Below are 12937 nucleotides of genomic sequence, written 5' to 3' on the forward strand. Positions count from 1 at the left end.
GCCGACGGCGAGGGTGCGCTTCATGAAGCGGACAAGAGTGCTCACGCTCAACACACTGCCTTTCGTGGGGGGTTGGGCTGTGCGCGTCATCGGGTCGAAGAAGTTGGCCTCCGGGCCGACCGCGGGCAGGCCCAGTACCTCGCCCATCAGGGCACACAGGATCTGCTCGGGCGTCCCGGTGGGCACCGCGGCCGATCCGGCCGGTCCGGCCGGGGCCGCGGTGGCCGCCGCCGGAACCACCGGCGCCGGCAGCGCACGCCGGTCCAGCTTGCCGTTCGCCGAGAGCGGCAGCCGCTCCAGCGCCGTGAACACGGCCGGGACCATGTACTCGGGCAGCCGGGTCACGGCCAGGACGCGCAGGGCGGCCGTGTCGACGGTGGCGCCGGGAGCGGGGACCGCGTAGGCCACCAGGCGGCGGACGCCCGGCTGGTCCTCGCGGACGACGACCGCCACCTGGGCGATGTCCGGGACGCCGGTGAGGACGGCCTCGATCTCGCCGAGCTCGATGCGGAAGCCGCGCAGTTTGACCTGGTCGTCGGTGCGGCCGAGGTAGTCCAGCCGCCCGTCCGCGAGACGCCGTACGAGGTCGCCCGTGCGGTACATGCGGGCGCCGGGGGCGCCGTGCGGGTCGGCGGTGAAGCGCTCGGAGGTGAGGCCGGGGCGGCCGAGGTAGCCGCGGGCCAGCTGGACGCCGGCGAGGTACAGCTCGCCGGGGACGCCTACGGGGACCGGCCGCAGCCGTGCGTCCAGTACGTACACCCGGGTGTTCCACACCGGCCGGCCGATCGAGGCGGAGGCCCGGCCCTCCGCCGCGGTGAGCACGGTGCAGGAGCCGGAGGTGACGTCGACGGCCGCCTCCGTGGGTCCGTACAGGTTCTCCAGTGCCACCGTGGAGGTCGCGGCGGAGGTGTGGAAGCGGGAGACCAGCTCGGTGGGCAGGGCCTCGCCGCTGCACACGACGAGGCGCAGGCTCGGGCAGGCGGCGATCTCGGTTTCGCCGAGGAAGGCGCCGAGCATGGAGGGGACGAAGTGGAGGACGGAGACGCGCTGTTCGCGGATGAGTTCGGCGAGGTAGCGGGGGTCCTTGTGGCCGTCGGGGCGGGCGATGACCAGGGGGACCCCCTCGGCGAGCGGCCAGAAGAACTCCCAGACGGACACGTCGAAGCTCGCCGGGGTCTTCTGGAGCACCCGGTCGCCGGGACGCAGGGCGTAGGCCCCCTGCATCCACTCCAGCCGGTTGACGATCGCCTCGTGCTCGACCAGGACGCCCTTGGGCAGGCCGGTGGAGCCGGAGGTGAAGATCACGTACGCGGGGTGACGGGGCAGCAGGGGCTCGCGCCGCTCCGCGTCGGCCACGCCGGCGCCGTCCAGAGCCGCCAGTGCGGAGCGGACGGTGGGGGAGTCCAACAGGACGCGCTCGCGGCCCACTTCGGGGGAGAGCATGGTTCCCGACAAAGTGTCGGTAACTATCAGGACGGGCTCCGCCGCCCGGGTCATGGCCGCCAGCCGGTCACCCGGGAGTCCCAGGTCGAGCGGCAGGTAGGCGCCGCCCGCCCGGACCACCGCGTGCAGGGCCACGACCAGGTCGAAGGAGCGCGGCAGGGCCACGGCCACCACCGATTCCGGTCCGACCCCGCGGCCGATCAGCAGCCGCGCCAGCCGGTTGACCCGCTCCTCGAACCCGGCGCGCGACAGCTCGCGCCCCTCGAAGACCAGCGCGGGGGCCACCGCCTCCTTCGCCCCGGCCGCGACCAGGCCCGCGAGGGTCCGGGCGCCGCCGAGCGGGCGGGCGGTGTCGTTCCAGCCGTTCAGCGCGAGTTCGCGCTCCGCCGGGTCCAGCACCTCGACCGCCGAGACCGGCCGCTCCGGAGCGGCGACGACCGCGTCGAGCAGCGACAGCAGCCGCCGCGCGAACAGTTCGACGCTCGCGCGGTCGAAGAGGTCGGTCGCGAAGCGGATGCCGCCCGCGATCCCGCCGTGCTCCTGGGAGGCCCCGAAGGCGATCTCCAGGTCGAACTTCGCGCCGCCCGTCTCGACTCCGAACTCCCGTGCCGGCAGCCCGAACAGCTCCGGAACGGCACTGTCCGCCGAGTGGTAGGTGACCATCGTCTGGAACAGCGGGTTGCGCGAGCGCGACCGCTCCGGGTCCACCGCCTCCACCACCGCCTCCAGCGGCAGGTCGGCATGGGCGAAGGCGGCCAGACCGGTGTCACGGACCCGCTCCACCAGCTCGGTGAAGGTCGGGTCGCCCGACAGGTCGGCGCGCAGCACCAGCGTGTTGAGGAAGAAGCCGACGAGCCCGTCGAGCTCCTCGCCCTCGCGGGCCGACACCGGGCTGCCCAGCGGGATGTCCTCGCCGGCGCCGAGCCGGTGCAGGAGCGCCGCCACGGCCGCGTGGGCCACCATGAACAGCGTCGCGCCGCCCTCCCGGGCGATCCGCGCCAGTCCGGCCCCGGTCTCCGCCGGGACGTCGAAGGTCACCACGCCGCCCTCGTACGAGGGGACCGCCGGGCGCGGCCGGTCGGTGGGCAGCGCCACTTCGGCCGGGGCGCCCGCCAGCGCCCGCCGCCAGTACGCGGCCTGCCGGCCCGCGGCCGACCCGGGGTCGGCAACGTCGCCGAGCAGCTCCCGCTGCCAGAGCGCGAAGTCGGCGTACTGCACCGGCAGCGGGGCGAAGACGGGCTCCGTGCCCGCCGACCGGGCGGCGTACGCCAGGTCCAGGTCGGCCAGCAGGGGACCGGCCGAACCCTCGTCGGTGGCGATGTGGTGCACCAGGACCACCAGCACGTGGTCGTCGGGGGCGGCGCGCAGCAGCGTGACCCGCACCGGCGGTTCGGCGCCGAGGTCGAAGACGTGGCTTCCGGCGCGGACCGCCTCGGCCTCCAGCCGGCCGGCGGCCACCTCGCGCACGGTCAGCGGTACGGTCGCCCGCTCCGCCGGCAGGACCACCTGGTACGGCTCGCCCTCGTGCTCACGGAACACGGTCCGCAGGCTCTCGTGCCGGGCGGCCAGGTCCTGGACGGCGGCCTCCAGCGCCACGGTGTCCACCGGCCCGTCCAGCCGCACCGCCAGGGGCACGTTGTACGTGGTGCCGGGGCCGCGCACGCTGTCCAGCAGCCACAGCCCGCGCTGCGCGAAGGACAGCGGCGCCCGCTCCGGGCGGGGGACGGCCGCGGTGAGGCGGGGACGCCCGGCGCCGGTGCGTTCCGCGAGGCGGGCGGCCAGCGCCGCGACCGTCCGCAGTTCGAACAGGTCGCGGATGCCGCAGTCGACGTCCAGGGCGGCCCGGAAGCGGCCCACCGCGCGGGCGGCGAGCAGGGAGTGGCCGCCGAGGGCGAAGAAGTCGTCCTCGACGCCGACCGAGGCCAGGCCCAGGACGTCCGCGAGGATGCCGGCGAGGATCTCCTCGCGGGCGTCGCGCGGTGCCCGCGAGGCCACCGCGGCCGGGGTGGCGGGCTCCGGCAGGGCGCGCCGGTCGAGCTTGCCGTTGGCCGTCGTCGGCAGGGCCGCCAGCGGCACCACCACGGCCGGGACCATGTACTCGGGCAGCCGGGCGGCGGCCAGGGCGCGCAGGGCGGCCGGGTCGACGCCGGCGCCGGGCGCGGCGACGGCGTAGGCCACGAGCCGCTGTACGCCGGGCTGGTCCTCGCGGACGACGACCGCGGCCTGGGCGATGCCGGGGGCGCCGGTGAGGACGGCCTGGATCTCACCGAGTTCGATGCGGAAGCCGCGCAGTTTGACCTGGTCGTCGGTGCGGCCGAGGTACTCCAGACGGCCGGCCGTGCTCCAGCGGACCAGATCCCCGGTCCGGTACATCCGGGCGCCCGCCCCGCCGAACGGGTCGGCGGTGAAGCGCTCGGAGGTGAGGCCGGGGCGCCCGAGGTAGCCGCGGGCCAGCTGGACGCCGGTGAGGTACAGCTCGCCGGGGACGCCGGCGGGCACCGGCTGGAGCCGCGCGTCGAGCACGTACACGCGGGTGTTCCACACGGGGGTGCCGATCGGGGCGGACGCGGCAGGGGAGGCGGTCCCCGCGGACGGCGCCGGGCAGTCCGCGGCGGTGACGTCGACGGCCGCCTCGGTGGGCCCGTACAGGTTGACGAGGCGGGCGCCCGTACCCGCGGCGGAGGTGTGGAAGCGGGCGACGAGCTCGGTGGGCAGGGCCTCGCCGCTGCACACGGCCAGGCGCAGGCTCGGGCAGGCGGCGATCTCGGTTTCGCCGAGGAAGGCGCCGAGCATGGAGGGGACGAAGTGGAGGACGGAGACGCGCTGTTCGCGGATGAGTTCGGCGAGGTAGCGGGGGTCCTTGTGGCCGTCGGGGCGGGCGATGACCAGGGGGACGCCTTCGGCGAGCGGCCAGAAGAACTCCCAGACGGACACGTCGAAGCTCGCCGGGGTCTTCTGGAGCACCCGGTCGGCGGCGTCGAGACGGTAGGCGTCCTGCATCCAGCGCAGCCGGTTGACGATCGCCTCGTGCTCGACCAGGACGCCCTTGGGCAGGCCGGTGGAGCCGGAGGTGAAGATCACGTACGCGGGGTGGCGGGGCAGCAGGGGCGCCCGCCGCTCCGCGTCACCGACGGGACCGCCCGGCAGCGCGGCCAGTTCGGCCACCCGCTCCGGGGCGTCCAGGACGAGCGCCGCGGAGTCCGTACCGTCCGGGTCCGGCAGCAGGGCCAGCGAGGCCAGGTCCGTCAGCACGCAGGCGGGCGCGGCGGTCCGCGTCATGTACGCCAGCCGCTCGGCCGGCAGCCCGAGGTCGAGCGGCAGATAGGCGCCGCCCGCCCGGACCACCGCGTGCAGGGCCACGACCAGGTCGAAGGAGCGCGGCAGGGCGACGCCGACGACGCTCTCGGGACCGACCCCGCGGCCGATCAGCAGCCGCGTCAGCCGGTTGACCCGATCCTCGAACCCGGCGCGCGACAGCTCGCGCCCCTCGAACACCAGGGCTGTACCGAGGGGGTCGCGCCGGGCCCCGGCCACAGCCAGGGAGTCCAGCGTCTCGGCGGCGACCGGCCGGGCGGTGTCGTTCCAGCCGTGCAGGACGAGGCCGCGCTCGGCGGGGTCCAGCAGCTCCAGCGAGGCGAGCGGCACGTCGGGCGCGGCCACGGCCGCGCCGAGCAGCCGGACCAGGCGGGTCTGCAGGGACCGTACGGTCGCCTCGTCGAACAGGTCCGCCGCGTAGCGCACGCCGCACGTCATCGCGGAGGGCGCGGCGCCCGTGCCCGGCGTGCGGCGGAAGAGGACCTCCAGGTCGAACTTGGCGTCGCCCGCCGCGACCGGGAACTCCTCGGCGGCCAGGGCGCCGAGGGCGCGGACCGGCTCGGCGCCGCCGTCCTCGTACGCGACCATCGTCTGGAACAGCGGGTGCCGCGACAGCGACCGCTCGGGGTTGACGGCCTCGACGACCGAGTCGAAGGGCAGGTCCGCGTGGGCCAGGGCGGCCGCGCCGAACGACGCGGTCCGGCGCAGCAGTTCACCGAAGGACGGCTCGCCCGCCAGATCGGCCCGGATGACCAGGGTGTTGACGAAGAACCCGACCAGGCCGTCGAAGACCTCCTCGCCGCGGCCCGCGACCGGGCTGCCCAGCGGGATGTCCTCACCCGCGCCGAGCCGGTGCAGCAGCGCCGCCACGGCGGCGGTCACCACGGTGTACATCGTGGTTCCGCGCTCCCCGGCCAGCGCCTCCAGGCCCGCCACCAGCTCGCCGGGCAGCGGCACGGACACGGTGCGGCCCTCGTGCGAGGGCAGCGCGGGGCGCGCCCGGTCCACGGGCAGCGCCAGCTCCTGCGGCAGGCCCGCGAGGGCCTCGCGCCAGAAACCGGCCTGGCCGTGCGCGAGGGAGTCCGCGTCGGCGGGGTCCCCCAGCAGCTCCCGCTGCCAGAGCGCGTAGTCCGCGTACTGCACGGGCAGCGGCGCCGCCTCGTACGGGCGTCCCGCGCAGCGGGCCGCGTAGGCGGCGGAGAGGTCGGCCAGCAGCGGGCCGGTGGACCACTCGTCACCGGCGATGTGGTGCAGCAGCAGGAGCAGCACCTGCTCGTCGGGGGCCGCGCGCAGCACCGTCACCCGCAGCGGAAGGTCCGCCTCCAGGTCGAAGGGGCGACCTGCCGCGGCCTCGACGCGCCCGGCCAGCTCCGCGGGGTCCACCTCGGCCACCTCGAAGGGCACGGCCGCCGCGGACGGCTCCAGGACCCGCTGGAAGGGGCCCTCGGAGTCCTCCGCGAACACCGTGCGCAGCACCTCGTGCCGGGCCGTCACCTCGTGCACGGCGGCTTCCAGCGCCGCCGGGTCCAGCACTCCGCGCAGGCACAGGACCAGCGGGATGTTGTAGGTCGCGTTCGGGCCCTCCATCCGGTGCAGGAACCACAGCCGGGCCTGGGCGTACGACAGCGGCAGCCGCCCGGGGCGGGCCGCCGCGGCCGGCTCGGGGCGGACCTGCGCGCGCCGGCCGGCGAGACGCTCCGCGAGCTCCGCGACCGTGCGCAGCTCGAAGACGTCCCGCACCGAGCATTCGGTGCCCAGTGCGGCCCGGATCCGGGCGACCACCCGGGTGGCGAGCAGGGAGTGCCCGCCCAGCTGGAAGAAGTCCTCGTCCGCCCCGACCCCGGGGACGCCCAGGACCTGGGCGAAGACCTCCGCGATGCGCTCCTCGACGGGCCCGTCCGGGGCCCGCCCGGCGGGCCCGGCCGCCGTCACCGGAGCGGGCAGCGCCGCCCGGTCCAGCTTGCCGTTCACGTTCGTCGGCAGCGCGGGCAGCGCCATCACGGCGGCCGGGACCAGGTGTTCGGGCAGCCGTTCGGCGAGCTGGGCCCGCAAGCGGGCCGCTTCGGCCGTGCCCGTGACATAGCCGACGAGCCTGGGCAGGCCAGGGGTGTCCTCGCGGACCACGACGGCGGCCGAGGCCACCCCGTCCAGGGCCGCGAGCGCGGCCTCCACCTCGGCCGGCTCCACCCGGAAACCCCGGATCTTGACCTGGTCGTCCACCCGGCCCAGGAACTCCAGCAGGCCGTCGGCGCGCCACCGCACGACATCGCCGGTCCGGTACATCCGGGTGCCCGGGGATCCGAACGGATCTGCGACGAAACGTTCAGCCGTCAGGGCGGAACGGCCCAGGTAGCCGCGGGCGTTCTGCTCGCCCGCCAGGTACAGCTCACCCGGCACGCCCACGGGCACCGGCCGCAGCCGCCCGTCCAGGACGTGCGCCCGGCCGTTGTCCAGCGGGCGGCCCACCACCGGCGAGGCACAGTCGCCCACCCGCGCCACCAGGGCGTCCACCGTGAACTCGGTCGGACCGTAGTAGTTGACGACCTCCACGTCCGGTATCCCGCGCAGGTGCGCCCACAGCGCGGGCGGCACCGCCTCCCCGCCCAGCAGGAACAGCGCCGGCCGCCACGCGCCGGCCAGCAGCCCGGCGTCGACCAGCTGCCGACCGTACGAAGGGGTGACGTCCAGCGTGTCGATCCGCTCCGCGCGCACATAGGCCACGACCGCGTCGGCGTCCCGGCGGCCGTACTCGTCCAGGACGTGCAGCTCGTGCCCGGCGACCAGCCACAGCAGCTGCTCCCAGGAGGAGTCGAAGGAGAACGAGGCGGTGTGCAGGGCCCTGACCCGGCGCCCGAGCCGCTCGGCGACCGGCAGGTACAGCTCCCGCTCGTGGTCGCGGAACAGCCGGGTCAGGCCGGCGTGCCGCAGCACGACGCCCTTGGGGACACCGGTGGAGCCGGAGGTGTAGATGACGTACGCGGCGTGCTCGGGGTCCACGGGCACGCCGGCCGCCGCGTCCGCCACCGACAGCCGCTCCACGGTCCGCGGGTCGTCCAGGACCAGCAGGTCCACCCCGGGCAGCCGGTCCGCGACCGCCCGGGTGGTCACCGTGCACACGGGGGCGGCGTCGCGCAGCATGAACGCGATCCGCTCCGCGGGGTGGTCCAGGTCCAGCGGCAGGTAGGCGCCGCCCGCCTTCAGCGCGGCGAGCGTCGCCACCACGGTGTCCGCCGAGCGCGGGACGGCCAGGGCCACCACCGCGTCCGGTCCCACGCCGTGCTCGGCGAGCAGCGCCGCCAGCCGGCCCGCCCGGTCGTCGAGTTCGGCGAACGTCAGCCGCTCCGTACCGGCGACCACGGCCACCGCGTCCGGGGTGGCCGCGGCCCGTGCCGCGAACACCTCCGCCACCGATTCCGGGGCCACCGGCCGGTCCGTGTCGTTCCACCGGGCCTGGCGGGCCCGCTCGGCCGTGTCCCGCAGCTCCCACCACGACACCGGGTCCGCGGGGGCCGCCACCGCCGTCGCGAGGGCGCGCAGCAGCCGGTCCGTGAACGTCTCCACCGTCGCGCGGTCGAACAGCGCGGTCGCGTAGAAGACCTCCAGGTCCAGGTCCTCGCCGAACGCCGCGTCCGAGAAGGTGATGTCGAGGTCGAACTTGGTGACGCCGGGGTCCACCCGGTCCACCCGGGCCGGGTACCCGAACAGGTTCGCCACGTCCTGGGTCACGGTGCTGTGCGAGACCATCGTCTGGAACAGCGGGTGACGGGCCAGCGAGCGCTCCGGGTTGACCTCCTCCACGATCCGGTCGAAGGGCAGGTCCGCGTGGTCGAGCGCGGTCAGGTCGGCCGTGCGCACCCGCTCCAGCAGCTCGCCGAAGGACGGGTCACCCGACAGGTCCGTGCGCACGACCACCGTGTTGACGAAGAAGCCGACGAGGTCGTCGAGCGCGCTGTCGGTACGGCCCGCGACCGGGCTGCCCAGCACGATGTCCTCGCCGGCGCCGAGCCGGTGCAGCACCGCCGCGACCGCCGCGTGCACCACCATGAACACGCTGGTCCCGCTCTCGCGGGCCAGCGCCCGTATCCCGGAGGCCAGTTCGCGCGGCACCGTCCTGAAGACCAGCGCACCGGCCGGGTCCGCCGCCGCCGGACGCGGCCGGTCGGCCGGCAGCCCGGCCTCCGCCGGAAGCTCCGCCAGCGCCTCCCGCCAGTACGCCGCCTGGACGGCCGCGAGGGAGCCGGGCGTCCGCGCCGAGCCCAGCAGATCCCGCTGCCACAGCGCGAAGTCGGCGTACTGGAAGGCCGGGACGCCGAGCACCGGATCGGCGCCCGCGCACCGGGCCGCGTACGCCCGCTCCAGGTCGTGCAGGAACGGCCCCATCGACCACTCGTCGCTCGCGATGTGGTGCAGCAGGACCACCAGGGCGTGCGTCCCGGAGGCCGCGTCGCGCACCAGCGTCACCCGCAGCGGGGCCTGGGCCGACAGGTCGAAGAGGTGCCCGAGCGCCGCCTGTACCGCGGCCTCGAAGCCGTCCGCGGCCACGTCCTCGACGTACAGCCGCACTCCGGCCCCCGCCACGTCCAGCACGCGCTGGTACGGTTCCCCGTCCCGCTCGCCGAAGACGGTGCGCAGGGTCTCGTGACGGCCCGCCACGTCCCGCAGCGCCGCGTCCAGGGCGTCCGCGTCGAGCGCCGTGTCGAAGCGCACCACGAACGGGATGTTGTAGGTGGCGCTCGCGCCCTCCACCTGGTGGACGAACCACAGGCGCTGCTGGGCGTACGACAGCGGCAGCGGGTCGGGGCGCGGTCCCGCGACGGGCGCCGGGCGGGCGGCGGCCGTGCGTTCGGCGAGGCGGGTGGCGAGGGCGGCGACGGTGCGCGCCTCGAAGACATCCCGGATCCCGCACTCGGTGCCCAGGGCCGTCCGGACCCGGGCGATCACCCGGGCGGCCAGCAGGGAGTGCCCGCCGAGGCTGAAGAAGTCGTCGTCCGGACCCACGGAGTCCAGGCCCAGCACGTCCGCGAAGACGCCGCAGAGGATCTCCTCGCGGGCACCGCGCGGGCCGCGGGCGCCGGCGGTGGCGAGCGCGGCCAGGTCGGGGGCGGGCAGGGAACGGCGGTCGATCTTGCCGTTGGCCGTCAGCGGGAAGGCGTCGAGGACGACCACGGCGGACGGGACCATGTACTCGGGCAGCCGCTCGGCCAGGGCCCGGCGCAGCACGGCGGGCTCGGGGGCGGGGCCACCGGCGGAGGGGGTGACGTAGCCGACGAGGTGCGGGAAGCCGGGGAGGTCCTCGCGGACCATGACCACGGCCCGGGCCACGCCCTCGCCCGCGGTCAGCGCGCTCTCGATCTCGCCGAGTTCGATGCGGAACCCGCGCAGCTTGACCTGGTCGTCCACCCGCCCGAGGAAGTCGATGCGGCCGTCGGCGTGGCGGCGCACGAGGTCGCCGGTGCGGTACATCCGGCTGCCGGCGGGGCCGTAGGGGTCGGCGGCGAACCGCTCGGAGGTCAGCGCCGGGCGGCCGAGGTACCCGCGGGCCAGTTGGTCGCCGGCGAGGTACAGCTCACCGGGCCGGCCGGGGCCCACCGGGCGCAGGGCGCCGTCCAGGACGTGGGCGCGGGTGTTCCAGAACGGCGTGCCGATGCCGGGCACGCCCGTGTGGCCGGGGTCGAGGAGGCTGGAGGTCGCCCAGACGGTGGCCTCCGTCGGCCCGTACACGTTGGTGACCGACCGCGCGGTGCGCGCCAGGCGCTCGGCGAGGGCCGCGGGCAGGGCCTCGCCGCCGACGAGGACCCGGGCGGAGCCGAGCGCGGTGGGGCGGCCGTCCTCCAGCAGGGCGTGCCACAGCGAGGGGGTGGCCTGCATGACGGCGGGGCGGTGGGCGTCGACGAGCGCGGCGAGCGCGGCCGGGTCCCGTACGGTGTCGCGGTCGGCGAGGACGACGGTCGCGCCGCAGATCAGCGGAGTGTGGATCTCCAGGGCCGCGATGTCGAAGGAGATGGTGGTGACGGCGACGAGCCGGTCGGCGGGGGCCAGCTCCAGTTCGTGGGCCTGCATGCGCAGGAAGTTGGCGAGGGCCGCGTGCGGGATGACCACGCCCTTGGGACGGCCGGTGGAGCCCGAGGTGTAGATGACGTACGCGGGGTGCGCGCCGGTGAGGGGCGCGGTGCGGTCGGCGTCGCGGGGGGCGTCGCCGGGGGTGTCGGCGAGCTCGGCGAGGGTGTCGGGCGCGTCGAGGACGATGGTCTCGACCCCGTCCACGAGCGGCGCGAGCGCGGCGCGGTCCAGGGTGGTCAGGACGCACAGCGGGCGGGCGTCCCCGACCATGAACTCCAGCCGGTCGGCCGGGTAGTCGAGGTCGAGGGGCAGGTAGGCGCCGCCGGCCTTCATGACGGCGAGCAGCGCCACCACGAGGTCGGCGGTGCGCGGGAGCGCGAGGCCGACGAGGGTCTCGGGTCCGGCCCCGCGGGCGATGAGGAGGCGGGCGAGCCGGTTGGCGCGTTCCTCCAGGCCCGCGTAGTCCAGGGTCCGGGTGCCCGCGATCACGGCCGGTACTCCGGGGTGCAGCCGGGCGGCCTCCTCGAAGGCGTCGACGACCGTGCCGGCCGCCACCGCGCGGGCGGTGTCGTTCCCGGCGCGGAGCACGGCGTCACGGGCGGCGGGGGAGAGCAGGTCGGGGCGCCCGACAGGAGCCTGGGGGCCTGCCGCGGCGGCCTCGCGGAGGAACTGGGCGAACTCGGCGCGGCGTTCGGCCAGCGTCGCGGCGTCGTAGGCCAGGGGGTTGGCGTCGAGCTCGAAGCGGATGCGGCCCTCGGCGGCGTCGTGGTAGACGCCGAGGGTGAGGTCGTCCACCGGTCCGGCGGCGACGTTGTGCACGGAGCCGGCGGCTCCGGCGAAGTCGAGGTCGTTGTCGAAAGCCTTGATGTTGACCATGGGACCGAGGACGCCCTGTTCGCGCCCGGCCAGGCCGAGGTCGCGGCGGATGTCCTCGGCGCGGTAGCGCTGGTGGCGGCGCAGGCCGCGCACGTCCGCCGCGACCTGGGCGACCAGGTCGGCCAGCGGCGTCTGCGGGCGTACGGCGACCCGCAGGGGCAGCACGTTGACGACCATGGCGGGAACCTTGAGCGCAGCCGAACCGAGCCGCGCCATGGCGGGCAGGGACAGCAGCACGTCGCGGCCGCCGGTGGCGCGGTGCAGGAACGCCGCGAACGCGGCCGTCATCACGTCGGCCCAGCTGGCGCGCGCGGCGCGGGCGACGGCGAGCAGGCCCGCCGTCTCGTCCGGGGTCAGGGTGTCGCCGTCGCGCAGGAAGGCGTGGGACGCGGGGAACCGGGCGCCGCTCAGCGGTTCCGGCTCGGGGTGGTCCGCCAGCCGGTCCAGCCAGTAGGCCCGGTCCTCGGCGCACTTGGGCGAGGCGCGGTAGGCCGCTTCCTCGGCGAGGACGGCGTCCAGCCCGCCGAAGGGGCCGGGCGCCGGCTCCTCGCCGCGCACGAGGGAGGTGTACACCTCGGCGGTGCGGCGGGAGACGAGGGAGAACCCGAAGGCGTCGAGCACGATGTGGTGGGCGCGCTGGTACCAGAGGGTGCGGTCCGGGCCGACCTTGTGCAGCGTGAAGACGTACAGGGAGTCGCGGACCGGGTCCACGGGGCGGGCCATGTCGGTGCGCATCAGGTCCAGCGCGGTGCCGTACGGGTCGTCCTGCCCGGTGTGGTCCAGGACGGCGACGAGCGGGCCGGCCGCCGGGCCGCTCCAGGTGAGCTGATACGGGTTTCCGTCCGCGTCCTCCGCGAAGCGGGCGGTGAGCGCCTCGCTCTCGGCGACCGTCCGGCGCAGCGCCGCCACGAAGAGACCGGCGTCGAGGGGGCCTTCGATCTCGACGTACTGGCCGACGTTGTAGACCGGGGAGTCGGGGTCGAGGCGCTGGCCGTACCAGACACCGGTCTGGGCCCCGGTGAGGGGAAGGCGCTGGGAGGGACGCTCGGTCATGGATCGTGCTCCAGGTTCGCTGCGGGCCCGTGGCCGGTGGCGGGGCCGGCGGGGGGCCCGGGTCGCGGGCGACAGGAGGTGATCGGAAGTCCACTTCTCGGCGGAACTCATGGGTTTCTCCTCTACCGTTGTGGTCGTGACCAGGGCGGTTCCTTCGTCCTGGTCGTGTGGTGACTGCTTCCGGCAGTCG

General features: G+C 75.7%; 1 protein-coding gene. It reads right to left on the reverse strand.

Annotated features, from left to right (window positions below; all coding sequences use genetic code 11):
• Nucleotides 1-12747, reverse strand: a 12747-nt coding sequence (locus ABT106_RS27475; RefSeq protein ID WP_351282465.1) for a non-ribosomal peptide synthetase, incomplete at its 3' end; no start/stop codon positions are given.
• Nucleotides 12748-12937 lie beyond the last annotated feature (190 nt).

It is taken from the genome of Streptomyces sp. NPDC002044, assembly GCF_040296725.1.
GTDB classification, from domain to species: Bacteria; Actinomycetota; Actinomycetes; order Streptomycetales; family Streptomycetaceae; genus Streptomyces; species Streptomyces antarcticus.